The following is a 23531-nucleotide window of genomic DNA, read 5'->3' on the forward strand; positions in this document are numbered from 1 at the left end:
TCAATTCGTTGAAACGATGATCAGGAACCATATTGATGAACGGCAGTTAAACGGGTGGAATGAAACAGGAGGGGACGGCCTGTGAACTTAGTCGTCGTTTCAAATCGCGTCGCGCGCGGCAAACCCAATGAACCCATGACGGGTGGCCTCGCGGCGGCCTTGCTGCCGGTCGTGGAACATTCGGGAGCTATTTGGGTGGGTTCTTCAGGCCGCGTGCGCGATGGCCATCAGAAGGAACCGTTCGCCGAGATCGAAGCGCTGGGGTCGGGCGCGATTGCGACGTTGGATCTGCCGGCGGCGCATTACGGCGGCTATTACGAAGGCTTTGCCAATTCGGCGTTATGGCCGGCACTGCATTCGCGCAGCGATCTGATCCGCGTCTCGCGCGAGGATTATGTCAGCTATCGCGAGGTCAACGCCTTCATGGCGCGCGCCTTGATGCGCTTCCGAAAAGCAAAAACTGCGTTCTGGGTGCAGGATTATCACTTCCTTGCGCTCGGTGCGGAATTGCGCGATCTCGGCGTCGATGATCCGATCGGTTTCTTCCTTCATACGCCGTGGCCGGTCGCCGCGGTGATGCAGGGCGTGCCCAATCATCGCGAGCTGATCACGGCGATGCTGGCCTATGATCTGCTCGGCTTCCAGACCGATGAGGATTGCCAGAACTTCCTCGGTTATGTCGGCGGTGAGCTCGGCCTCGCCGTTGAGAACGGTGTTGCGATCTCTCAGCATGGCCGCACCCGCTGTGAAGTGTTTCCGATCGGCATCGATGCGGAAAAGTTCGCAGCTTATGCCGCGAAATCGGTGTCGCATCCCGACGTGTCTCGGTTGCGGCGCAGCCTCAACGGCGAGCGCCTCGCGATCGGCGTCGATCGCCTTGATTATTCGAAAGGCCTCGTCAACCGCATCAGCGCGTTCGACCGGCTCTGGACCGAGCAGCCGCAGTTTGCGCGCAGCATTTCGCTGCTCCAGATCGCGAATCCCTCGCGGGGTGGCATCGAGGCCTATGGCAACCTCCAGAACGAGGTCGCTCGTCTCGTCACCGACGTCAACGGTCGCCACGGCGAAGTGGACTGGACGCCGATCCGCTACCTCAACAAGGGCTTCAGCCAGGCCGTGCTCGCAGGCCTCTACCGCACCGCGCAGATCGGCGTGGTAACGCCGCTGCATGACGGCATGAACCTCGTCGCCAAGGAATATGTCGCCGCGCAAAACCCGGCCGATCCCGGCGTGCTGGTGCTGTCGAAGTTCGCGGGCGCGGCCAACGAGCTCGACACCGCCTTGCTGGTCAATCCGCACGACATCGACGGCATGGCGCGCGCGATCGCGGTCGCGGCCTCAATGCCGCTCACCGAGCGCAAGATGCGCTGGGACGCGATGATGAAGAAGCTGCGCGGCCACACCATCCAGCAATGGTCCGCCGATTTCGTCGCTGAGCTCGAGAAGTGCCGGACGGAGAAGGCCGCCGTCGCGCCGCTTGCCGCGCAACCGCCGCAGGCGCTACGTTGGCTGAAGTCGGCGATCTCAGGCGTGCGGTTGATCTAAGGTCTCGCCTCAGGCCGGGCTTGTCCCGGCCATCCACGTCTCACGCCTCGGCTTGAACGTGAGTGCCCGGGACAAGCCCGGGCATGACGGTGCACTGCGAGGGCGGCCCGCGGCGTCAATAACAATACGACACGCCATCCAGAATCGCGCACTGCCGCTTGTTCGGCGCGTTCGGATCATCCATCGGCGCCATACCCTTACCCTGGCCGACGAACACGCCTGGCCCGACATGCACCGAGCTTTTTTTGCCGATGATCATGCTCGGATGCGGCGAGGCGCTCGAGCGTGTGCCGTCCGGCCAGATGATGGCATCGCCCGACAGCATTCCGCGCCGCCCGTCGTCGCAGCTCACCTCGACGCCCTGCCGCGTGCAGACCTGCGCCAGGGCCGGCGCGGCGAGGGCGATACCCAAGGCCGAAATCAGGCTCAGCGCGGTGATGGTCTTGCAGATGGTCATGGCGTCCCTGGCATGTCTGGCGTCCTCACGTGAATCGTCGCCCCAAACCCACCGATGGTTCAGCCGACCGGCGCGTCAGGACGTTGGCCGGCGCGAGATATTCTCTCGTAAATCCAATATGTTGCGGAAAATTTCACCCGATTTTACCGCGATCCCTTGCAAAATCGTCGGCGCCCCTTCAAGAGAGGGCGCTCCGGAGAGATGGCCGAGTGGCTTAAGGCGCACGCTTGGAAAGCGTGTGTGCGGGAAACCGTACCGTGGGTTCGAATCCCACTCTCTCCGCCATTGGTTTCATCCCGCCAGCTTCCATCTCCCGTCTCCGGCCCGCTTCAGCACGGGATCGCTCACCCGCACGTGCTCGGCCAGGAAATCGATGAACGCACGGACGCGTGCCGGGAGCGGCGCAGTGTGGCCGACATAGACGGCGTGGATGTCTTCGCGGTCGCCGGGATTGTGGCTTTGCAGCACCGGGACGAGGCGGCCCGATTCGATGTCGGGGCCGATGTGGAAAAGGGCAAGGCGCGCGAGGCCGACGCCGCCCAGCGCAAGGCGGCGCGCGGCTTCGCCGTCGCTGGCGCGCGCGACGGGCGGCGGCACCGCTTCTTCGGTGTGGTCGCCGCGCTTGAATGGCCAGCCCCGGATACTGCGCGGAAACGTCCAGCCGATGCCGCGGTGATTAGCGAGATCGGCCGGCGTCCTCGGCGTGCCGCAGCGTGCGAGATAGTCGGGCGCGCCGACCACGACCATGCGGCTGGTGCCGAGTTTTCGGGCGATGAGACGTGACGCACGCAACGGGCCGACCCGGATCGCGACGTCGGCGCGCTCCTGCATCAGGTCGATGACCGTATCCGTGAGCACGAGATCGAGCGTGACGTCGGGATGCTCTTCCAGGAACCGCGGGATCAGCGGCATCACATGCAGCATGCCGAATGGAATGTTGCTGTTCACCGTGACGCGGCCGCGTGGGGCCGCACCAGAGGCCGCCTCGCGCTCGGCTTCCTCCATCTCTGCGAGGATGCGCACGGCCCGTTGGTAGAACGCCTGCCCTTCTTCGGTCAGGGTCAGCTTGCGTGTGGTGCGGTTGACGAGGCGCGAGCCGAGCCGTGCCTCCAGCCGTGAGATCACCTTGCTCACGCCCGATGGCGTCAGGCGCAGTTTTCGACCGGCCTGGGTGAATCCGCCGAGGTCGACGACGCGGACGAAGACCTCCATCTCGGCGGAGCGGTTGGTGTCGAAACGGCCCATGTTGAATTCACGTCACAAATGATTGGATTGCGGCCATGCTAACGGTTTTGCCCACGCGCGGCTATCTGCGTGGCTCGTCTCATCCATCGGAGCCACGCATGCCTTCCGCCGTCCTTGCGCTCACCGCCGGTGCCTTTGGCATCGGCACCACCGAATTCATCATCATGGGCCTGTTGCTCCAGGTCGCCGCCGAGATGCACGTCTCGGTGCCCGTCGCGGGCCTGCTCATCTCCGGCTATGCGCTCGGCGTGTTCGTCGGCGCGCCCGTCCTGACGCTGGCGACGCGGCGAATGCCACGGAAAACCGTGCTGCTCGCGCTGATGGCGATCTTCACGCTCGGCAATGCGGCCTGCGCACTGGCACCGAACTACGAATTGCTGATGGCCGCGCGCGTGTTGACTTCCCTTGCCCATGGTACCTTCTTCGGCGTCGGCTCGGTGGTGGCGACCAGCCTCGTCGCCGAGGACAAGCGGGCCTCGGCGATTGCCACCATGTTCATCGGCCTTACGGTCGCGACATTGCTGGGTGTGCCCTTCGGCGCCTGGGTCGGCCTGATGCTCGGCTGGCGCGCGGCGTTCTGGGCCGTGACGGTCATCGGTGTGATCGCCTTTGCCGTGGTTGCCGCGCTGGTGCCCGGCCATGTCGGCAACGGCGACAAGCCGGTCTCGCTTGCCGACGAAGTCTCGGTGCTCGGCCGCCCGCAGGTGCTGCTCGGCCTTGCTATGACCGTGTTCGGCTTTGCCGGCCTGTTCGTCGTCTTCACCTACATCCAGCCGATCCTGACGCGCTTCACCGGTTTTTCGGAGGCCGCGGTCTCACCGATCCTGCTGGTGTTCGGCGTCGGCCTCGCGATCGGCAACGTCGCCGGCGGCAAGCTCGCCGACCGCGGGCTCGCCGGCGCGCTGATCGGGACGCTCGCTGCGCTCGCCATCGTGCTTCTTGGCCTTGCCGCCGCGCTGTCGCTCAAGATCGCCGCGGTCGTGCTGATCCTGCTGCTGGGCGTCGCCGCCTTTGCGACCGTCGCCCCGCTCCAGCTTCGCGTGCTGGAAGCGGCAGGCCCAGATGGCCGCACGCTCGCCTCCAGCCTCAACATCGCCGCGTTCAATCTCGGAAACGCCCTCGGCGCCTGGGCCGGCGGCGTCACCATCGACCGCGGACTCGGCCTTTCGGCGCTGCCTCTGGTCGCAGCCGGCATCACCGCTGTCGGTCTCCTGCTGGCGCTGTGGAGCCTCCGGCTCGACCGCGCCCAGGCCGCCGTTGCGGCTTGCCCCGCGGAATAGCGCAGCGGTGCGTTCGCGGACAATTCGCCGCGTCGCGCCATCGCGCCATGCAGAAAACGCACCTGTACACGTCCTTTGGCCATCCGTAACGTCTGCGGCGCAATTTCAGGAGATGCGACGTGGCGAAGGCGACGACCAAGAAGAAAACGGCTTCGAAGAAACCGGTAAAGACCTCCAGCAAGAAAAGCACAAGCCGCAAGGCCGTCGCTGCAAAGAAGGCAAAGAAAGCCACGCGACTCAAGCCGGCCTCACCGCGCCGTCCCAAGGGGCCGGCTTGGCAATGGTCGGCCGTCGAGACCGCGGCCGCGATCCGCTCCGGTGCAATCTCCGCCGTCGAGACGGTCGAAGCCCATCTCGAACGGATGCGCGCCGTCAATCCCCGACTGAACGCCGTCGTCGTCGATCTCTCCGAAGAGGCGTTAAAAGCGGCGCATGCGGCCGACAGGCAGCGCGCAAAGGGCGGCGAGCTCGGCCTCCTGCATGGCGTGCCTGTAACCATCAAGGAAAATGTCGACTACGAAGGGCGGCCAAACTTCAACGGCGTTCCCGCTAACAAGGACCTCATCGCGCCGTCCGATTCCCCCGTGGTGCGCAACTTGAAAAAGGCCGGCGCGATCGTGATCGGGCTCACCAACACACCGGAATACTCCTTCCGCGGCTTCACCGACAATCCTCTGCACGGGCTGACGCTGAACCCCTGGGATCCGAACATCACCTGCGGCGGCTCCTCGGGCGGCGCGGGATCGGCGGTGGCGGCCGGCATCGGCACCATCGCCCATGGCAACGACATCGGCGGCTCGCTGCGCTGGCCGGCGCATTGCAACGGTGTTGCCACCATCAAGCCGACGCAGGGACGGATCCCCGCTTTCAACGGAAGCGCCACCGCCGAGCGGCCGATGCTGGCGCATCTGATGTCGGCGCAGGGGCCGCTCGCCCGCCACGTCGCCGACGTTCGTCTCGCCCTGGAGGTGATGAGCCAACGCGATCCGCGCGATCCCTGGTGGGTGCCGGCGCCGCTCGTCGGGCCGAAGCCAAAGGGGCCGATCAAGGTCGCGCTGGCCAAGATCCCTGATGACATGGACGTCGACCCGCAGGTTGCCGCGGCGCTGCGCCAGGCCGCGGATCATCTCGAGCGGTCCGGCTATCGCGTCAGCGAGGTCGAGGTGCCCGACATCAACGGCGTCTGGCAGACCTGGTGCGACATCATCACCAACGAGACCGTTGTCATGCAGGAAGCCAGCATGCTGAAGGTTACGTCAGAGGATTTTCACAAGGCGTGGGGTGGCATGAAGACCAAGGCCAACGTGCTCGATCTCAAAGCCTGGATGCAGGCCACGGCCGCGCGCAACGGCCACATCCGCGCCTGGCAATTGTTCTTCGACGAGTATCCGGTCGTGCTGGCGCCGACCACGGTGAAGCCGACGCCGGGCCCGCGCGAGGATACCGTCAGCCCCGAGCGCGTGCGCGAGATCTTCTGGGGCGAGATCCGTTTCATCTCCGCGATCAACGTGCTGGGCCTGCCTGGCGCGGTGGTGCCGGTGGCAGTGCATGACGGCAGGCCGATCGGCGTGCAGCTCATTGCGGGGCGCTATCGCGAGGATCTCGCGCTCGATGCCGCGGCCGCGATCGAGAAGCGCGCCGGCGTGCTCGCTCATCGACTGTGGGAGACGATGGCCTGAAGCCAAGCAGGCTGTCGACGGGTTGACGGTGCACCCTCTTCCCTTATGCGGTCCCCAAAACCCGTAAGGGGAGAAGGGAAAAGCAACGCCGCTGGCGCGGCAACCTCGTCAATTCGTTAATCCAGTTTAACCCCAATTCTGGCCACCTCGCCAACAAGCGTTAGGGTTACTTCCTCGATCTCTAGGCGAATTATTGTCCGCTTTACCACCCCCCTCTAACAGGAGGATGGCGGACAACGCACGCGCCTCATACAGGCCGATAAGTGCGGCCCGCTCCACGCGGAGGTGGCACGATGCGCAACGAGACGATCGCTATTCACGCCGGCTACGAACCGGAAGCCACAACGCACGCCGTCGCCGTGCCGATTTACCAGACCGCAGCCTATGCCTTCGACAGTGCCGATCATGGCGCGGCGCTCTTCAATCTCGAGGCCGAGGGCTTTCGTTACAGCCGCATCGCCAATCCGACCAGCGTGGTGCTGGAGAAGCGAATCGCTCAGCTCGAAGGCGGCGTCGGCGCGCTTGCGGTTGCGACCGGCCAGGCGGCGCTGCATTTCGCCTTTGTCAATGTCGCCGATCACGGCGGCAACATCGTCTCGGTGCCGCAGCTCTACGGCACCACGCACACGCTGCTCTCACACATCCTGCCGCGGCAGGGCATCACTGGCCGCTTCGCCGACAGCGACAAGCCCGAGGCGATCGAGAAGCTGATCGACGAGAGTACCTGCGCCGTGTTCGCCGAGACCATCGGCAACCCCGCCGGCAATGTCTGCGACATCGAGGCGCTGGCGAAAATCGCGCATTCGCATGGCGTGCCGCTGATCGTCGACAACACGGTCGCGACTCCGATTCTGCTCAAGCCGTTCGACTACGGTGCCGATATTGCCGTGCATTCCCTGACCAAGTTCCTCGGTGGCCACGGCACCACGCTCGGCGGCGCCATCGTTGATTCTGGAAACTTCCCCTGGGGGAAACACGCCGACCGATTCCCGGCTTACAACAAGCCGGATGCGTCCTATCACGGCCTCGTCTATGCCGAGCGCTTCGGCAGGACCGCCTACATCGAGCGCGCGCGCAGCGTCTATCAGCGCACGATGGGTTCGGTGCTCTCGCCTTTCAATGCCTTTCTGCTGCTCCAGGGCATCGAAACCGTGGCACTGCGCATGGAGCGCCACGTCGAGAACGCCCGCAAGGTCGCCGAATTCCTCCGTGGCGATCCGCGGGTGGCCTGGGTCAATTACACGGGCTTCCCGGACAGCCCCTATTATCCGCTGGTGCAGAAATATCTGAACGGCAACGCCTCTTCGCTGTTTACCTTCGGCATCAAGGGCGGCATGGAAGCCGGCAAGACCTTCTATGATGCGCTGAAGCTGATCACGCGCCTCGTCAATATCGGCGATGCCAAGTCGCTGGCCTGCCATCCGGCGTCGACGACGCACCGGCAGATGTCGGCAGAGCAGCAGCGCGTAGCGGGCGTGCTGCCGGAGACGATCCGCCTGTCGATCGGCATCGAGCATTCCGCAGACATCATCGAGGATATCGATCAGGCGCTGGAAAAGGCCTGTCCGTCGTCGCGTCTGCAGGCCGCGGAGTAGGCGGCGGCGCCAATGACGATCTTGATCGACAGGGATCAAGTCATATCAAGCCCGGCACTGGTGCCGGCCGAAGGTGATCTCGCGCGTGATCGCGGCGCCGAGCTGACCATCGGGCTGATCAACAACATGCCGGACCCGGCGTTGAAGGCGACCGAGCGGCAGTTCATGAAGCTGCTCCAGGCGGCTGCAGGCTCGCGTCGCATCCGCTTCCACTGCTTCTCGCTTCCTTCGGTGAGGCGCTCGCCGGACGCCAAGTGGCATATCGAGAGCGAATATTCCGATCTTGCGGATCTCAGGCGCCGTAAATTCGACGGGCTGATCGTGACCGGCGCCGAGCCGGTCGCGCCCGAACTCGACCAGGAGCCGTACTGGCGCGACCTGACGGAGCTGATCGACTGGGCCAAGGTCAACACGCGCTCGACGATCTGGTCGTGCCTCGCCGCGCATGCGGCGGTGCTGCACCTCGACGGCATCGCGCGGCGGCGGCTGCCGAGCAAATGTCACGGCATCTTCGACTGCGAAGCCGTGACGCGCGATCCGCTGACGCGCGGTGCGCCTATGCCGCTCAAGGTCTCGCATTCGCGCCTGAACGAGATCGCCGAGAGCGAGCTCGTGGAAGCCGGGTACCGGGTGCTGACGCGCTCGGAAGAGGCCGGTGTCGACGTCTTTATCCGCCAATATGCCAGCCGCTTCGTGTTCTTCCAGGGCCATCCGGAATATGACGCGCTGTCGCTCCAGCGCGAATATCTGCGCGACGTCGGCCGCTATCTCGCCCGTGAGCGCGAGAATTATCCGAACTTGCCCGTGAGTTATTTTGACGCAGCGACGGAAGAGAAGCTGGCCCGCTTCGAGAAACAGGCACGGCACCAGCGCCATCCCGCGCTCACCAACGAACTGCCTGCGCTGAATTTGCGCGCCGATATCGCCGCCGGCACCGCAGCGGCAGCGTTATTCCGGAACTGGCTGCAATATCTCGGTACGGATGCCGGCGTATCGGTCCCTGCGTGTTAGCCGAAGGGTGTTGGCTCCATGTTAGGATTACCCGAGCGTTAGGCTTGCCTCAACCAGCGCACGAATGTTTCAGTAGCGAATACGGAATCACGGGAAATGCAGCGTGTGGTCGGCACTCCAGGGACGCGTGAGCAATCGGCTGGCTCGGCATTTCCGCGCCGCGCCGCACCGGTTGCCTGCGCGCGCGCCGATGGTGAGCTTCACCTTCGACGATGCTCCAGATAGCGCCGCAGGCGAGGGTGCCGAACTCCTCGAGAAACATGGCGGTCGCGGCACATTCTACCTCTCGGGCAGCCTGATCGATCAGCCGTCGGATCACTGGCAGGGCCTGTCGAATGACGCGATCGTGCGGCTTCACCGCGCCGGCCACGAGATTGCCTGCCACACCTTCTCGCACCAGAGCGCGGTCGATCTCGACGAAGCCGCCATGGAACGCGAGATCGAGCGCAACCGCGACCACTTCCGCAGCATTGATTCCTCGATCATGCTGGAGAACTTCGCCTATCCGTATGGTCTCGCCTCGGTTTGGCGCAAGCCGCAGCTTGCAAGAGCCTACCGTTCGGCGCGCGGCATCCTTCCCGGCGTCAATCACGGCGTCATCGACCTCCAGTTCCTGCGTGCTTCGCCCTTGATCGACCGCGACATCGATACGACAGGCATCGATCGCTATTTCGACGAGGCGGTCGCAAGCGGCGGATGGCTGATCTTGTACGGCCATGACGTCGCCGACAGGCCGAGCCCCTATGGTTGCACGCCGCATTTGATGTGCCATGCGCTGAAGGCGGCCGAGAAGCGCAGTGTGCCGATCGTGACCGTCGCGGAGGCGCTGCGAAGGATCGGGGCATAGCGGCTGTTCTTCCCTTCTCCCCTTGTGGAGAAGGTGGCGCGAAGCGCCGGATCAGGGGTATGTCGCCGCGAAACAAGTCTCATCGAATGCGCGGTCAGAGACCCCTCACTATGCGGCCAGCCACTCTCTCCCACAAGCGGAGAGGGGAGCACTATACCCTGCCGCGCAAACGGTCTTGCCATGCCCGCTCGGTCGTGCGACTGGCGTTGACCGAAAGCTCAATGTCCTCACGCCCATGTCCTCTCCTTCCACCGCTCCGCTGTCCGCGCCGGCCAACGGCCGCGACGCGCTGTCGGTCTTGCATTCGGTGTTCGGTCTGCCGGGGTTCCGCGGCGCGCAGGGTGAGATCATCCGGCACGTGACCGAAGGCGGCAATTGCCTTGTGCTGATGCCGACCGGCGGCGGCAAGTCGCTCTGCTATCAACTCCCCTCACTGCTGCGCGAAGGCTGCGGCATCGTGGTCTCGCCGCTGATCGCGCTGATGCGCGATCAGGTTGCAGGCCTGATCGAAGCAGGTGTCAACGCAGCCGCGCTGAACTCGTCGTTGACTCCGCACGAAGCCTCGGAGGTGGAGCGTCGCCTGATCGCGGGCGATCTCGACCTGCTCTATGTCGCGCCGGAACGGCTGGTGACGCCGCGCTGTCTGTCGATGCTGGCGCGGGCGAAGGTGGCGCTGTTCGCGATCGACGAGGCACATTGCGTCTCGCAATGGGGCCACGACTTCCGGCCCGAATACGTCGGTCTGTCCATCATCGCCGAGCGCTTTCCCGATGTCCCACGCATCGCGCTGACCGCGACAGCCGACGATCTGACCCGCAAGGAAATCGTCGAGCGGCTTCAGCTTACCGGCTCCCCGCAATTTGTCTCCAGCTTCGACCGGCCCAACATCCGCTACGAGATCGTCGACAAGCGCAATGCGGTGTCGCAGCTGAAGGAGTTCATCCGCGAGCGCCACATGGGCGATGCCGGCGTGGTCTATTGCCTGTCCCGCAACCGCGTCGAGGAGGTCGCTGCCGCGCTTCAAGACGCAGGCATGGCCGCGCTGCCCTATCATGCCGGCCTCGACAGCAGCGTGCGCTCCCGGAATCAGGACCGCTTTCTCAACGAGGACGGCATCGTCATCGTCGCGACCATTGCGTTCGGCATGGGCATCGACAAGCCTGACGTGCGTTTCGTCGCCCATCTCGATCTGCCCAAAAGCATCGAAGCCTATTACCAGGAGACGGGGCGCGCCGGCCGTGACGGCAAGCCCTCCGCCGCTTGGATGGCCTACGGCCTCTCCGACATCGTGCAGCAGCGCCGCATGATCGACGAGTCGAACGCTTCCGACGAATTCAAGCGGGTCTCGATCGGTAAGCTCGAAGCACTGGTCGGCCTTGCCGAGACGCCGCATTGCCGGCGCCGGCGGCTGCTCGCCTATTTCGGCGAGATCGTGATGGCCGAGAGTTGCGGCAATTGCGACAATTGCCTGATGCCGCCGAAAATGCGCGACGGCAAGGTGCTGGCGCAGAAGCTGTTGTCCTGCGTCTACCGCACCGGCCAGCGCTTCGGGGCAATGCATTTGATCGACGTGCTGGTCGGGCGCCTGACCGAGAAGGTGACGCAGTTCGGCCACGACAAGCTGTCGGTGTTCGGCATTGGCCGCGAGCTCAACGAAAAGCAGTGGCGCACGGTACTGCGGCAATTGGTGGCAATGGGGCATTTGCAGAGCGACAGCGAAGCATTCGGCGCGTTGAAGCTGACGGACTCTTCGCGCGGCGTGCTGCGCGGCGAAACGGAAGTGTGGCTGCGCGAGGAGGCGCCCGGCAGCCGCATCCGTTCGAGCCGGGCCAAATCGCGCCGCGGCGACCTCGCGCCCGCGGCGAGCGCACCGCAAGGCGACGTCGATCCCGAATTGCGCGCGCGGCTGCGCTCCTGGCGTTCCGACGTCGCCCGCGAGCGCGGCGTGCCCGCCTATGTCGTGCTGCACGATGCCACCATCGACGGCATCGTTCGGGCCTGGCCGACGACGCTGGATGAACTCCGCAACGTGCCCGGGATCGGCGACAAGAAGCTCGAGCATTACGGCGACGAGCTGTTGCAGATCGTCAGGGCGAGGTAGCGAGTAGTCTTCGCCAAACGCGATCCTGTGGCTATCAGTGCCGGATGCTTGTCCGGGACGACAGCCGTGTATGAGGCGAGATCTGCGCAACCTCACCCATTCCTGAACGCATAGGCATACCCGTTCAACGCGGGCGCGCCGCCGAGATGGGCGTACAGGATCTTCGCGCCCTTCTCGAAATAGCCCTTCTTCGCAAGGTCGATCAGGCCCTGCATCGACTTGCCCTCGTAGACGGGGTCGGTGATCATGCCTTCGAGCCGCGCGGTGAGGCGGATCGCTTCCTTGGTCTCTTCCGACGGCACGCCATAGGCGGGATAGGCATAGTCCTCGATCAGCACGACGTCGTCGGGGACGAGCTCCTTGCCGAGCTCGACGAGCTTTGCGGTGTTCTGCGCAATCTCGAGCACCTGGGCTTTCGTCTGGCTAGGCGTGAACGACGCATCGATGCCGATCACCTTGCGGGCGCGGTCGTCGGCGGCGAAGCCGACCAGCATGCCGGCATGGGTCGAGCCGGTGACGGTGCAGACGACGATGTAGTCGAACTTGAAGCCGAGCTCCTTCTCCTGCTTGCGCACTTCCTCGGCGAAGCCGACGTAGCCGAGGCCGCCGAATTTGTGCACGGAGGCGCCAGCGGGAATCGCGTAAGGCTTGCCACCCGCCGCCTTCACCTCCTCGATCGCCTGCTCCCAGCTCTTGCGGATGCCGATGTCGAAGCCGTCCTCGACCAGGCGCACGTCGGCACCCATGATGCGCGAGAGCATGATGTTGCCGACGCGGTCATAGACCGCGTCCTCGTGCGGTACCCAGGCTTCCTGCACCAGACGGCACTTCATGCCAAGCTTGGCGGCGACCGCCGCGATCATGCGGGTGTGGTTGGATTGAACGCCGCCGATCGATACCAGCGTGTCGGCGTTGGAGGCGATCGCATCGGGAATGATGTATTCGAGCTTGCGCAGCTTGTTGCCGCCATAGGCAAGGCCTGAATTGCAGTCCTCGCGCTTGGCGTAGACCTCGACTTGACCGCCGAGATATTTCGATAGCCGCTCAAGCTTCTCGATTGGCGTCGGACCGAAGGTGAGCGGATAGCGCGCGAATTTTTTCAGCATCATGGGGCATCCCAATTGGCATTGAGCTGGCCGCAGCGATTAGCACTTGCTGCAAGAAAGGTGCTCTCAAATGCTCCGTCAATATTGCGCCGTTGCTTGCGAAAACGACATCAATTACCCCTACTTGTTCCGTAATGATGGATGAAATGAGAGATTCTTCCATGTCTTCCCGTCTCGACCGTATCGACCTTAAGATATTGCGATTGCTTCAGAATAACGGCCGGCTCAGCAATGCCGAGCTGGCCGAAACCGTCGCGATCAGCCCCGCCACCTGTCATCGCCGCACCCAGCGCCTGTTCGAGGACGGCTTCATTGCGACCGTGCGCGCCATGGTGGCGCCGAAGAAGGTGGCCAAGGGCACGCTGGTGATGGTCGGCGTCGTGCTCGACCGCTCGACCCCGGAGAGTTTTGCCACTTTCGAGCAGGCGATTACAAAACTGAAATTCGTGCTTGATTGCCACCTCGTCGCCGGCGATTTCGACTATTTCCTCAAGATCCGTGTCGGCGACATGGAGGATTTCAACCGCATCCATGGCGAGCAGCTGATCGCGCTGCCCGGGGTGCGCCAGACCCGCACCTTCTTCGTGATGAAGGAAGTCGTCGACAACGCGCCGCTGGAGTTTTGAGCGCGCCCGTCACAGCAACTTCACTTGCCCTGCGCGCGCATGCAGGCGAGCCTCGCATCTTCTCAAAGAGGAGATCGCCGCCGTGCGCCTTCCCATTCTCGATCCCAAGAATCTGGCCGACGAACAGAAGCCGCTTTATGACGACATGCGAGCCGGCATCAAGGACCATTTCAAGGGTTTTGTGAACATGCGCGACGACGGCGCGCTGCTGGGGCCCTGGAATCCCTGGCTGCGCGAGCCGCGCTTCGGCAAGCCGGTATGGGAGCTGGTCAAGGCGATCGCGTCGAACCCGCTGCTGCCGGCGCCGGTGCGCGAGGTCGCCATCCTCGTCACCGGCTCGCATTTCCGCTCCGGCTACGAGCTCTACGCCCACGTCCTGGTTGCCGAGCAGCGCGGCTTGTCCGACGAGAAGCTCGCGACCATCGTCGCCGGACAGCGGCCGGTCGATCTCACCAGGCAGGAGGCCGTCGCCTACGATATCGCGTCCGCGCTGGTCGGCGGCGGTGTTCTGCCGGAATTGACCTGGCGCGCCGCCGTGAAGGAGTTCGGCGAGCGCGGCGCGGCCGAACTCTCCTATCTCGTCGGCGTTTACTGCATGGTCTCGGTCACGCTCAACACGTTCGACGTTCCGGTTCCGGAGTGAAGCCTGTTCCGGCAATCACTCCGCCGCCTTGCTTGCAGGCGGCGGGGGCGCGAAGGCGATGCAGCGATTGCGGCCCTCGGCCTTAGCCTGGTAGAGCGCGTGATCGGCCGCACTCATCAGTGTGTCGATGCCGGACATGCTGACGGTGGCCTCCGCGATGCCGATGCTCACGGTGACGCCGAACTGAACCTTTCCGGCGACGATCTGCGCGCTTATCACGTGTTTGCGGATGCGCTCGGCGACAATCCTCGCCCGGGACAGGCTGGTTTCGGGCAGAAGCACGGCGAACTCCTCGCCGCCGAGGCGGCCAACGATGTCCGACTTGCGTTTGCCGTCGAGGCACGCCGCCGCAACCGCCTTGATCGCGACGTCGCCCACCGCATGGCCATGGCGATCGTTGACCGACTTGAAATGGTCGATGTCGAGCATCAACACCGAGACGGAGCGATAGTAGCGCTGAAAGCGGCTCCATTCCGCACCGAGACAGTCGAGAAAGTGGCGGCGGTTGGAGAGGCCGGTGAGCGGATCGGTGGTGGCGAGCGTTTCCAGCAGCGCGGCTTTTTGCGTCAGATCGGTGATGTCGACATAGGTCAGCATGCGGCCGCCATTGGCCATCGTCGTGCAATGGGCCCTGATGCGCCGGCCATCCGGCGTCTGCAGGTCGCGGACATGATCGCCGGCCTTGACCTCTTCGACGCGTCGCGCCGGAAATTTCGCGAGTTCGTTCGTCGGAAGATTGGGCGCGCTGGCGCGATGCAGGCGTCGCACCAGCGACGAATAGGTCGGTCGATTCGCGGCCTCCTCGTCGCTGACCTCCCAGAACCGCCGCATACGCCGGTTCATGAAGGTAGCGTGCAGGTCGGAATCGAGAAGGAGGACCCCATCCTGAACATTCTCCAGCGCATCCCGCAGCAGCTTCAGCTCGTCGGAGGTGCGCACAATGTCAGTGACGGGCGTGTAGGTCAGCATGCGCCCGCCGTCGGGCAAAGGCGTGACCTGTACGCGCACCACATCGCCGTTGGTCCGCCGTAGGTCGATCGGCGTCGGATCGCCCGCCTCGATCACACGGACGCGTTCCGCCACCAAGGCATCGAGCTCAGGATCCGGCACCTCATAGGCGCCGGTGTCACGTCCATGATGAAGCAGCGTGAGAATGGAAGGATTGCTGTCAGCAACCTCGTCTGGCAGGCGCCACATCTGACGAAACGACCGGTTGATCAGACGTGCCCTGAGGCTTGAGTCGAGCAGCACGATGCCCGTCGGCACATGATCGAGCGCGGCGCGCAGCGCCAGCATCTGGCCGCGCATCAGCGCGTCGGACGAGCGTTCCCGCTCCTCGCCACTCGGGCGCTCGACGCTGCCTGGCAGCTCGAAGGCGGCTCCGACCTGACGGTCCGATCGCCAGATCACGCGGCAGGCCAATATCTCGCGTCCCGCGACCCTGAGCTGGAATCGCTCGGGTACGCCGAGGCCGCTCTCCATCTCGAGCGTCGCAGCCTCCTCGGACAGCCGACGCACGATGCAGTCAATCGACGACTGGCCGAAATTGAAGAAGATCTTGCCAGCAAGGAACGTCCGTTCCGGAAACAAGCGGGACATTCTCAGCCTCCAGGGCGAAACGAAAACCGGTCTCAGTATGGCGCAAGGTTCCTTGCGGCGATGTAACGCAATCAGTGTTTTCCGATGAAGGCTAACAACCCGTTGACGCGGGATGCTGCGCACCGGCGCAAAAACCCTTTTGTATCAGGGCTCTGTGCCGGGTCACGTGCTGGCCTCCGGTTGCGCCCGGAATGCGATGTCCGCCGCGCCAGCTCGATGGAACGTGATCGGTCCGGCGGTATCTGCAATTGATGGACTACACCGATACGCGCAGTTACCCTGTCGTGATCGCACCGACACATTCGCCCGCCAGAGTGCAGGCTGAACAATGGGGAACGACAGCCATGAACACGTCACGCCGCATCGTGCTCGCCGGACTGGCGGGACTCGCCATCGCGCCAACCGCCGCAGGAGCCGCTCCGGCGCCGGCAGTCGATGACGTGACGGTGGCCGAGGAACGGTTCGCACGTGTGATTGCGGCCGCACATGCGCCCGATCTCACTTGCGCGCGGCAGGCCGAGCGTTATGCGGACGCGCATTGGCCTGAGTATGTCGTGGCTGCCCGGGCCGTGCTCGGCGCGCGCGTGTGACTCACGCTGTTATTTCTCGACCGCGCGCCTGACCTGCTCGCCGATTTGCGACAGCACGAGCTGCGCCTGCGGCAGGATGGCGCCCATGGCGTGGAAATTGTGAATCATGCCGTCATGGCAAGTGTGCTCGACGACCACGCCCGCGGTCAGCAGCTTGCGCGCATAGGCGTTGCCTTCGTCACGCATCGGGTCGAATTCGGCGGTATGGATGATCGCCATCGGCAGGCCCGCGAGCCGTGTCGCGCGTAGCGGCGAAATGCGGGGATCGGCGGCATCCAAGCCCTGAGGCAGATAGTCGGCGAGGTCGGCTTCCATGGTGGCGCGATCGATCAGGTGGCCCTCGGCGAACGCCTCGCGTGACGGCGAGATCTCCTCGAAATCCAGCACCGGGCAGATCAGGCATTGCGCGACGATGGAGAGGCCTGCGTTCTGCATCGCCTCCTGGCACACGATCGCAGCCAGCGTGGCGCCGGCGGAATCGCCGCCGACCACCAGCCGTTCCGCATCGATGCCGAGTGTTGGCGCTTCACGCGCGACCCACTCGGTCGCGGCGATCGCATCGTCGACGGCGGCAGGAAATTTGTGCTCGGGCGCGAGCCGGTAGTCGACCGAGACGAGGCGGCAGCCGGTCGCATGCGCCAGCGCCGCTGCGATGCGGTCGTGTGTGGCGATGCTGCCGGCGACGAGCCCGCCGCCGTGAAAGAACACGAATCCCGGCATGCGTTCACCGGCACTTGCGGGCGCATAGAGGCGATAGGGCAGCTCGCCGCCAGGACCCGGCAGCCTACCGTTGGACGTCGTCACATCCGGCGCATCAGCGCGCGCGAACTGCATCAGTTTCGCTAGCGACTGCCGCCGTGCCTCGACGCTCGGCCGGCTTCGTGTCTGCGGCGCGGCGGCAGCCATCATGGTCAACAAGCGTTTTGCGAGCGGATCGAGCGGCATGGATCTTTCATTCTCCGACAAGGGAAGAGGGTAACTATCTTCCCGCAGGGAATCATTTAGAAATTGCGACCAATAGTGGCGCTGTAATGCGGCATCACGCCAGGGAGGCCGGTCATGGCCGAGATCAGGAAGCCCATCGAATATTCACCGAGCTGGACCTTCTTCGAGGGCAAATGGCAGGACGGCAATGTGCCGATCATGGGCCCGCGCACGCATGCGGCTTGGCTCGGCTCTGTCGTGTTCGACGGCGCGCGTGCGTTCGAGGGTGTGGCGCCCGATCTCGACCGCCACGTCGTCCGCGCCAATCAATCGGCGGTCAACTTTGGCCTCAAGCCGGCGGTCGATACCGACACCTGGCTCACGCTCACGCGCGAGGGCATTGCGCGCTTTGCGGCCAACGCCGAGCTCTACATCCGTCCGATGTATTGGGCGCAGCACGGTTCGGGCGGCGGCGTGCTGTTCGATCCCGAGAGCACCAACTGGTGCCTGTGCATCTACGAGGCGCCGATGCCAAAACCCGTCGGCAACGCCATCACGCTGTCGCCGTTTCGCAGGCCGACCGCCGAATGCGCGCCGGTCGAGGCCAAGGCCGCCTGCCTTTATCCGAACAATTCGCGCGCGCTCGCTGAGGCCGCCTCGCGCGGCTTCCAGAACGCGTTGATGCTCGACATGCTCGGCAATGTCGCCGAATTCGGCAATTCCAACGTGTTCATGGCCAAGGACGGCGTGGTCTACACGCCGGTGCCCAACGGAACGTTCCTCAACGGCATCACGCGCCAGCGCGTCATCAACCTGCTTCGCGGCGACGGCGTCGCCGTGGTCGAGAAGACGCTGCGCTATGCCGACTTCCTCGCTGCTGACGAGATCTTCTCCACCGGCAATTTCGCCAAAGTCGCGCCGGTTGTCCGCATCGACGAGCGCGAGCTGAAGCCGGGTCCGTTCTACGCCCGGGCGCGAAAACTCTATTGGGATTTTGCGCATGCGGTGAAGCTAGCGGCGTAGCTGCCATTACTCCGCTGTCATCGCCCGACTTGATCGGACGATCCAATATTCCAGAGACAGTTGTGACTCCTTGATATGCGCGGCGTACCGGATGCCCCGGTCAAGCCGGGGCATGACATCGTTTCTAATGGCTTCGCTGAAACCGGCTGAACTGAAACGCCTGCGTCGAATGCCACGGCGTATGGTGGATTTCGCTACGCGTTTCGATCAGCTTGAAGTCGGGCCCGAGTTCCGCCGCGAGGCTGACGCTGTCATGGCGCTGCACCGGCAGGCCGCTGCATTGCTCCGGGCCGTCGGGCGCGAACGTCGCGATGATGACGTAGCCGCCGGGCGCAAGTGCCGACCGCAGGCGCTCGACATAGGCGGCCCTGTCGCGGGATTCGGTCAGGAAGTGAAACGCCGCGCGATCGTGCCATAGATCGTAGGTCTTTGCTGAGCGCCATGTCGTGACATCGGCAACGATCCACTCAACCACTGAAGCGGCTGCGCCGAGTCGCTTCTTCGCGACGTCAAGTGCGTTGGCGGAGAGATCCAGCACGGCGACGTCGCGATATCCGTCCTGCAACAGAGCATCGACTAGTCGCGATGCGCCGCCGCCAATGTCAATGATGGCGGCCTCGCGGTCCAGATTGGCTGCTCTGATCATCGCGAGCGAGGTCGCCGGGCTGTTCTGAAACCAGCTGACCTCGGCTTCGCCTTTGGTGGCGTAGACGTTGTCCCAATGCGCGCGTCGATCGGACATGTTGCGTCCTACGGTTCGCGGTGAGCCGGCTCAATGGAAGGGACCTACTCGTCCTTCTTCGACATCCGCTCGAGGCGTTCCTGCATTTCCTTCATCTGCTGGCGCAGATCGTCGATGTTGCTGTCCTTCGGCGCCTCGGCATTTGCATCGGGCTCCGGCTCCGGGGTGGCCGCCGGACGGGGCGCGACGAAGGGCTTGAACATCGAGAAGGTCTGCTGGAATAGCTCCATGTTGCGGCGGACCTGCTCCTCGAGCGGCGCAAACGGTGTGCCGGACAGCGTGTTGGCGATCTGCTTGCGGAACTTCTCCTGCTCCTGGGTCAGTGTCGCGATCGACTGTTCCAGATATTTCGGCACCACCATCTGCATGCTGTCGCCGTAGAAGCGGATGAGCTGGCGCAGGAAGGTGGTCGGGAGCAAGTTCTGGCCGGCCTTGTTCTCCTGCTCGAAGATGATCTGGGCGAGCACGGAGCGGGTGATGTCGTCGCCGGTCTTGGCGTCGTAGACCAGGAAATCTTCGCCGTCCTTGACCATGGCGGCGAGGTCTTCGAGCGTCACGTAAGTGCTCGTTCCGGTATTATAGAGCCGGCGGTTCGCGTATTTCTTGATGGTGGTGGGTTGGTCTGATTTCGCCATGGGCTCTCACTTGCAAGCGCGGAGAACGGGAACCCAGCGGGCTATGCCGCAGGGCGGGAAGAGTACGCAACGCAACAAAATAAGCATTTTCAAAGGGGTCACGCTACCGTTTTGTGCGGCACGGTTAATCGGACAGCAAAATCGTGCTTGCGAAAGCGCCAAGAACGCTATTTTGAATGCGCTGCGGCATGAATTCGGTCGCCGGCCGATTGACATGCCGCGATGACGTTAACAGGATGCCGATCGAGACTGGCGAGCCGTTTTCCCCAGCCCCGCCTGCCCCCATTCAACCTCAGGAGATGCCCATGTCAGACGATGTCGTCATCGTCAGCGCCGCCCGCACCCCGGTCGGAAGCTTCAACGGAGCGTTCGCGACCCTTCCCGCCCATGATCTCGGCGCCATCGCCATCAAGGCTGCACTGGAGCGCGCCGGCATCGAGCCCGGTCGGGTTTCGGAAGTCATCATGGGTCAGATCCTGACCGCAGCTCAGGGCCAGAACCCAGCCCGTCAAGCCTCGATCGCCGCCGGCGTTCCCGTGGAGAGCCCGGCCTGGGGCGTCAACCAGCTCTGCGGCTCCGGCCTGCGCACGGTCGCCCTCGGCTACCAGGCGCTGCTCAACGGCGATTCCGAGATCGTGGTCGCTGGCGGACAGGAGTCCATGAGCATGGCGCCGCACGCGCAGCACCTGCGCGGCGGCGTCAAGATGGGCGGTCTCGAATTGGTCGACACCATGATCAAGGACGGCCTGTGGGATGCCTTCAACGGCTATCACATGGGCAACACCGCCGAAAACGTCGCGCGGCAATGGCAGATCACGCGCGCCCAGCAGGACGAGTTCGCGGTCGCCTCGCAGCAGAAGGCCGAGGCCGCGCAGAAGGCCGGCAAGTTCAACGACGAGATCGTTCCCGTCACCATCAAGACCCGCAAGGGCGACGTCGTCGTCAGCGCCGACGAATATCCGCGCCATGGCGCGACGCTAGACGCGATGGCCAAGCTCAAGCCGGCTTTCGAGAAGGACGGCACGGTCACTGCGGGCTCTGCTTCGGGCATCAATGACGGCGCTGCCGCCGTGGTGCTCATGAGCGCAAAGCAGGCTGCCAAGGAAGGCAAGAAGCCGCTTGCCCGCATCGTGTCCTGGGCGCAGGCCGGCGTCGATCCGAAGATCATGGGCTCGGGCCCGATCCCGGCCTCGCGCGCCGCGCTGAAGAAGGCCGGCTGGAGTGTCGGCGATCTCGACCTGATCGAAGCCAACGAAGCCTTCGCGGCACAGGCCTGCGCCGTCAACAAGGACCTGGGCTGGGATACCTCCAAGGTCAACGTCAATGGCGGCGCGATCGCCATCGGTCATCCGGTCGGCGCGTCCGGCGCCCGCGTGCTGGTCACGCTGCTGCATGAAATGCAGAAGCGCGATTCGAAGAAGGGCCTTGCCACGCTGTGCATCGGCGGCGGCATGGGCATCGCGATGTGTCTGGCACGCGACTGAGAAGGACCTGACACGTACTTAACTTGCGCGTGCGCTGCACACGTCAATGAGTGCGTTGCACGCGATTAAAAAGGCGGCGGTTGCAAATCAAATATTCTTCGCAATTGCGCAGGCCTCGACTAAAGAGAAACGCCCGGCTCGATGCCGGGCGTTTTGTTCTTGATGTCCGTCAAACGTCCCGCATAATCCGCAGTTAAAAAACGATCGCGTCAGAAACGTCCGAAGAGTCCAAGGGAAGGAATACGACATGGCACGTGTTGCATTGGTCACGGGTGGTACGCGGGGCATCGGTGCTGCCATCAGCAAGGCGCTGAAGGCGGCGGGCTACAAGGTTGCGGCGAGCTATGCCGGCAACGATGCTGCGGCGGAGAAGTTCAAGGCCGAGACCGGCATCGCGGTCTACAAATGGGACGTCAGCAGTTTCGACGCCTGCGCCGAGGGCGTGAAGAAAGTCGAGGCCGATCTCGGCCCGATCGAGGTGCTGGTCAACAATGCGGGCATCACCCGGGACACCGCGTTCCACAAGATGACGCTCGAGCAGTGGAACGCTGTCATCAACACCAATCTCGGCTCGCTGTTCAACATGACGCGTCAGGTGATCGAGGGCATGCGTGCGCGCAAGTTCGGCCGCATCATCTCGATCTCGTCGATCAACGGCCAGAAGGGGCAGTTCGGGCAAGTCAACTATTCAGCGGCGAAAGCCGGCGACATCGGTTTCACCAAGGCGCTCGCGCTCGAGAACGCCAAGGGCGGCATCACCGTCAACGCGATCTGCCCCGGCTACATCAATACCGAAATGGTGCAGGCGGTGCCGAAGGACGTTTTGGAAAAGAGCGTGATTCCGCAGATCCCCGTCAACCGGCTCGGCGAGCCCGAGGAGATCGCGCGGGCAGTCGTGTTCCTGGCGGCGGACGAGGCCGGCTTCATCACCGGATCGACCATGACCATCAATGGCGGCCAGTATCAGGCCTGATACGGCCGCAGGCTATTGGGCCAAAAGCCTGTAGCTTCAGGCGCGACGAGGCGATAGTGAAGACGCAAATGCCCGGCTCCGCGCCGGGCATAAACGTCCTCAGAGCCCTTTGATCGATGACTCCCCGCACCGCGACGCTGATCGGATCGACCGCGATCCTGATGTGGTCGCTACTGTCAGTGATGACGGTAGCGACTGGAAAGATCCCGGCGTTCCAGCTCGCCGCAATGACCTTCGCGATCGGCGGCCTCGTCGGCCTGCTCACCTGGATCGGTCGCGGCGAGGCGGCAAGCAGCGTGCGCCAGCCGCTCGTCGTCTGGGTCGTCGGCGTCGGCGGCCTATTCGGCTATCACGCGCTCTATTTCCTTGCCCTGCGCTTCGCCCCGCCGGCAGAAGCCGGCCTCTTGAATTATCTCTGGCCGCTGCTGATCGTGCTGTTCTCGTCCTTCCTGCCGGGCGAGCGGCTCGCCCTGCATCACATCGCCGGCGCCGTGCTCGGACTTGTCGGCACCGTGCTGCTGTTGGCCGGCAACACCTCGGGCTTCGCGTCGGGCGCGGTGCCGGGACTGGCCGCGGCCTTCATTGCCGCCTTCGTCTGGGCGAGCTATTCGGTGCTGTCGCGCCGGCTCAAGGCGGTGCCGACCGACGCGGTCGCGGGCTTCTGCCTCGCCACCGCCGCGCTTGCCGCGCTGATGCATGCTCTGCTCGAAACCACGGTCTGGCCGGAGACCGCGCTGCAATGGCTCTCCGTGGCCGCGCTCGGCATCGGTCCCGTCGGTGCTGCCTTCTACGCCTGGGACATCGGCATGAAGCGCGGCGACATCCGCGTGCTCGGCGCCGCCTCCTATGCGACGCCGCTATTGTCGACCGGCTTCCTCATCGCTGCCGGCTTTGCGAAAGCCAGCACCAACATCGCCATCGCCGCCATCCTGATCGCCGGTGGCGGCCTGATCGCGGCGAAGGACATGGTGCTGCGGAAGCGGTGAACGAGGCCTACGGCTCCCAGCCCGGCGGCGCGAGCTCGAAATTCGCGAACTCGAATGCGGGCGCGACGGTGCAGCCGACCAGCGTCCATTCGCCGGTCGTTTCCGCCATCTGCCAGGCATTCGCCGGCACGATCGCCTGCGGCCGCTCGCCGCTCACGAGATCCGTGCCGAGCTGCACCTCGTGCTGCGAGCAGCCGTCGTGCGCGATGCGCAGCATCAAGGGGCTGCCGGCGTAATAGTGCCAAACTTCGACCGCATCGATGCGATGCCAGTATGAGCGCTCGCCGCGCGCGAGCAGGAAATAGATCAAGGTCGAACGCGAGCGCCCGTTGCTATCCGTGGTCTGGTCGCGAAACGTCTCGCGGTAGTGCCCGCCTTCGGGATGGGGGCGAAGTTCGAGGCGGGCGATGATCTCGGCTGCAGTCGGCATCGATCCCCGT

The 23531-nt window shown here is 64.2% G+C and carries 22 protein-coding genes and 1 tRNA gene; 15 read left to right on the plus strand and 8 right to left on the minus strand.

Going from position 1 to position 23531, the window contains the following annotated elements; translation table 11 throughout:
* Positions 1–81 precede the first annotated feature (81 nt).
* On the plus strand, positions 82–1545 hold the full coding sequence (locus IVA78_RS30815; protein ID WP_247469238.1) for a trehalose-6-phosphate synthase: 1464 nt from the start codon (positions 82–84) through the stop codon (positions 1543–1545).
* Between the two features lie 115 nt (positions 1546–1660).
* Here the strand turns inward: IVA78_RS30815 and IVA78_RS30820 are convergent, their stop codons facing one another.
* Positions 1661–2002, minus strand: a complete 342-nt coding sequence (locus IVA78_RS30820) for a hypothetical protein (protein WP_247469240.1) — start codon at positions 2000–2002, stop codon at positions 1661–1663.
* 195 nt (positions 2003–2197) lie between these two features.
* On the opposite strand from IVA78_RS30820, the gene IVA78_RS30825 reads away from it, so the two are divergent.
* Positions 2198–2287 (plus strand) — tRNA-Ser (locus IVA78_RS30825).
* Positions 2288–2293: 6 nt separating this feature from the next.
* Here the strand turns inward: IVA78_RS30825 and IVA78_RS30830 are convergent.
* Positions 2294–3247, minus strand: coding sequence for a LysR family transcriptional regulator (locus IVA78_RS30830; protein ID WP_247469242.1), 954 nt, complete (start codon positions 3245–3247; stop codon positions 2294–2296).
* 98 nt (positions 3248–3345) lie between these two features.
* Between IVA78_RS30830 and IVA78_RS30835 the strand changes: the two genes are divergently transcribed.
* The 6 genes from IVA78_RS30835 (at position 3346) to recQ (ending at position 11760) form a co-directional block, all read left to right on the plus strand.
* On the plus strand, positions 3346–4527 hold the full coding sequence (locus IVA78_RS30835; protein ID WP_247276247.1) for an MFS transporter: 1182 nt from the start codon (positions 3346–3348) through the stop codon (positions 4525–4527).
* A 119-nt stretch (positions 4528–4646) separates the two neighbouring features.
* Positions 4647–6206, plus strand: coding sequence for an amidase family protein (locus tag IVA78_RS30840; RefSeq protein WP_247469244.1), 1560 nt, complete (start codon positions 4647–4649; stop codon positions 6204–6206).
* 293 nt (positions 6207–6499) lie between these two features.
* Entirely contained in the window at positions 6500–7801 is a 1302-nt protein-coding gene (locus IVA78_RS30845; RefSeq protein WP_247469246.1) for an O-acetylhomoserine aminocarboxypropyltransferase/cysteine synthase family protein, read from the plus strand.
* A gap of 12 nt (positions 7802–7813) precedes the next feature.
* Positions 7814–8812 (plus strand): homoserine O-succinyltransferase, encoded by a 999-nt coding sequence (locus IVA78_RS30850; protein WP_247469247.1) that lies wholly within the window; start codon positions 7814–7816, stop codon positions 8810–8812.
* A gap of 103 nt (positions 8813–8915) precedes the next feature.
* A complete protein-coding gene (locus tag IVA78_RS30855; RefSeq protein ID WP_247469249.1) occupies positions 8916–9659 on the plus strand; it encodes a polysaccharide deacetylase family protein in 744 nt (247 codons plus the stop codon).
* Positions 9660–9894: 235 nt separating this feature from the next.
* Positions 9895–11760: a DNA helicase RecQ gene (gene recQ / locus IVA78_RS30860; RefSeq protein ID WP_247469251.1), complete on the plus strand. Its 1866-nt coding sequence runs from the start codon at positions 9895–9897 to the stop codon at positions 11758–11760.
* A 92-nt stretch (positions 11761–11852) separates the two neighbouring features.
* On the opposite strand, the gene IVA78_RS30865 is transcribed toward recQ, so the two are convergent.
* Positions 11853–12866 carry a 1-aminocyclopropane-1-carboxylate deaminase gene (locus IVA78_RS30865; protein WP_247469324.1) on the minus strand — a complete coding sequence of 338 codons (1014 nt, stop codon included), beginning with the start codon at positions 12864–12866 and terminating at the stop codon, positions 11853–11855.
* A gap of 161 nt (positions 12867–13027) precedes the next feature.
* On the opposite strand from IVA78_RS30865, the gene IVA78_RS30870 reads away from it, so the two are divergent.
* Both IVA78_RS30870 and IVA78_RS30875 read left to right on the plus strand, forming a co-directional pair.
* Positions 13028–13492: an Lrp/AsnC family transcriptional regulator gene (locus IVA78_RS30870; protein ID WP_247469253.1), complete on the plus strand. Its 465-nt coding sequence runs from the start codon at positions 13028–13030 to the stop codon at positions 13490–13492.
* A gap of 82 nt (positions 13493–13574) precedes the next feature.
* Positions 13575–14135: a carboxymuconolactone decarboxylase family protein gene (locus IVA78_RS30875; protein ID WP_247469255.1), complete on the plus strand. Its 561-nt coding sequence runs from the start codon at positions 13575–13577 to the stop codon at positions 14133–14135.
* 15 nt (positions 14136–14150) lie between these two features.
* On the opposite strand, the gene IVA78_RS30880 is transcribed toward IVA78_RS30875, so the two are convergent.
* Positions 14151–15734: a sensor domain-containing diguanylate cyclase gene (locus tag IVA78_RS30880; protein ID WP_247469257.1), complete on the minus strand. Its 1584-nt coding sequence runs from the start codon at positions 15732–15734 to the stop codon at positions 14151–14153.
* Positions 15735–16078: 344 nt separating this feature from the next.
* Here IVA78_RS30880 and IVA78_RS30885 point away from each other — a divergent pair, with 344 nt between their 5' ends.
* Complete coding sequence (locus tag IVA78_RS30885) at positions 16079–16324, plus strand: hypothetical protein (RefSeq protein WP_247469260.1); 246 nt, start codon at positions 16079–16081, stop codon at positions 16322–16324.
* Between the two features lie 9 nt (positions 16325–16333).
* Here IVA78_RS30885 and IVA78_RS30890 read toward each other — a convergent pair whose 3' ends face one another.
* Positions 16334–17269, minus strand: coding sequence for an alpha/beta hydrolase (locus IVA78_RS30890; protein WP_247469262.1), 936 nt, complete (start codon positions 17267–17269; stop codon positions 16334–16336).
* Positions 17270–17383: 114 nt separating this feature from the next.
* Here IVA78_RS30890 and IVA78_RS30895 point away from each other — a divergent pair, with 114 nt between their 5' ends.
* Positions 17384–18271, plus strand: a complete 888-nt coding sequence (locus tag IVA78_RS30895) for a branched-chain amino acid aminotransferase (protein WP_247469264.1) — start codon at positions 17384–17386, stop codon at positions 18269–18271.
* Positions 18272–18395: 124 nt separating this feature from the next.
* On the opposite strand, the gene IVA78_RS30900 is transcribed toward IVA78_RS30895, so the two are convergent.
* Complete coding sequence (locus tag IVA78_RS30900) at positions 18396–19013, minus strand: class I SAM-dependent methyltransferase (RefSeq protein ID WP_247469266.1); 618 nt, start codon at positions 19011–19013, stop codon at positions 18396–18398.
* 44 nt (positions 19014–19057) lie between these two features.
* Positions 19058–19648 (minus strand): polyhydroxyalkanoate synthesis repressor PhaR, encoded by a 591-nt coding sequence (phaR, locus tag IVA78_RS30905; protein ID WP_247469268.1) that lies wholly within the window; start codon positions 19646–19648, stop codon positions 19058–19060.
* 305 nt (positions 19649–19953) lie between these two features.
* Between phaR and IVA78_RS30910 the strand changes: the two genes are divergently transcribed.
* From IVA78_RS30910 to IVA78_RS30920, 3 genes are all read left to right on the plus strand, one after another.
* Entirely contained in the window at positions 19954–21132 is a 1179-nt protein-coding gene (locus IVA78_RS30910) for an acetyl-CoA C-acetyltransferase (RefSeq protein WP_247469269.1), read from the plus strand.
* A gap of 247 nt (positions 21133–21379) precedes the next feature.
* Positions 21380–22105 (plus strand): acetoacetyl-CoA reductase, encoded by a 726-nt coding sequence (gene phbB / locus IVA78_RS30915; protein WP_247276261.1) that lies wholly within the window; start codon positions 21380–21382, stop codon positions 22103–22105.
* Positions 22106–22221: 116 nt separating this feature from the next.
* Entirely contained in the window at positions 22222–23091 is an 870-nt protein-coding gene (locus IVA78_RS30920; protein ID WP_247469271.1) for an EamA family transporter, read from the plus strand.
* A 7-nt stretch (positions 23092–23098) separates the two neighbouring features.
* Here the strand turns inward: IVA78_RS30920 and IVA78_RS30925 are convergent, their stop codons facing one another.
* Positions 23099–23521, minus strand: a complete 423-nt coding sequence (locus IVA78_RS30925; RefSeq protein WP_247417021.1) for a cupin domain-containing protein — start codon at positions 23519–23521, stop codon at positions 23099–23101.
* Between the last annotated feature and the right edge of the window lie 10 nt (positions 23522–23531).

This window comes from Bradyrhizobium sp. 137, assembly GCF_023074095.1.
Taxonomy (GTDB): domain Bacteria; phylum Pseudomonadota; class Alphaproteobacteria; order Rhizobiales; family Xanthobacteraceae; genus Bradyrhizobium.

Coding starts and splice junctions, on each gene's coding strand:
- IVA78_RS30870 (WP_247469253.1), top strand. CDS start 13,028: ATGTCTTCCCGTCTCGACCGTATCGACCTTAAGATATTGCGATTGCTT.
- IVA78_RS30890 (WP_247469262.1), bottom strand. CDS start 17,269: ATGCCGCTCGATCCGCTCGCAAAACGCTTGTTGACCATGATGGCTGCC.
- IVA78_RS30835 (WP_247276247.1), top strand. CDS start 3,346: ATGCCTTCCGCCGTCCTTGCGCTCACCGCCGGTGCCTTTGGCATCGGC.
- phbB (WP_247276261.1), top strand. CDS start 21,380: ATGGCACGTGTTGCATTGGTCACGGGTGGTACGCGGGGCATCGGTGCT.
- IVA78_RS30925 (WP_247417021.1), bottom strand. CDS start 23,521: ATGCCGACTGCAGCCGAGATCATCGCCCGCCTCGAACTTCGCCCCCAT.
- IVA78_RS30895 (WP_247469264.1), top strand. CDS start 17,384: ATGGCCGAGATCAGGAAGCCCATCGAATATTCACCGAGCTGGACCTTC.
- IVA78_RS30920 (WP_247469271.1), top strand. CDS start 22,222: ATGACTCCCCGCACCGCGACGCTGATCGGATCGACCGCGATCCTGATG.
- IVA78_RS30820 (WP_247469240.1), bottom strand. CDS start 2,002: ATGACCATCTGCAAGACCATCACCGCGCTGAGCCTGATTTCGGCCTTG.
- IVA78_RS30830 (WP_247469242.1), bottom strand. CDS start 3,247: ATGGGCCGTTTCGACACCAACCGCTCCGCCGAGATGGAGGTCTTCGTC.
- phaR (WP_247469268.1), bottom strand. CDS start 19,648: ATGGCGAAATCAGACCAACCCACCACCATCAAGAAATACGCGAACCGC.
- recQ (WP_247469251.1), top strand. CDS start 9,895: ATGTCCTCTCCTTCCACCGCTCCGCTGTCCGCGCCGGCCAACGGCCGC.
- IVA78_RS30900 (WP_247469266.1), bottom strand. CDS start 19,013: ATGTCCGATCGACGCGCGCATTGGGACAACGTCTACGCCACCAAAGGC.
- IVA78_RS30850 (WP_247469247.1), top strand. CDS start 7,814: ATGACGATCTTGATCGACAGGGATCAAGTCATATCAAGCCCGGCACTG.
- IVA78_RS30885 (WP_247469260.1), top strand. CDS start 16,079: ATGAACACGTCACGCCGCATCGTGCTCGCCGGACTGGCGGGACTCGCC.
- IVA78_RS30880 (WP_247469257.1), bottom strand. CDS start 15,734: ATGTCCCGCTTGTTTCCGGAACGGACGTTCCTTGCTGGCAAGATCTTC.
- IVA78_RS30845 (WP_247469246.1), top strand. CDS start 6,500: ATGCGCAACGAGACGATCGCTATTCACGCCGGCTACGAACCGGAAGCC.
- IVA78_RS30910 (WP_247469269.1), top strand. CDS start 19,954: ATGTCAGACGATGTCGTCATCGTCAGCGCCGCCCGCACCCCGGTCGGA.
- IVA78_RS30865 (WP_247469324.1), bottom strand. CDS start 12,866: ATGCTGAAAAAATTCGCGCGCTATCCGCTCACCTTCGGTCCGACGCCA.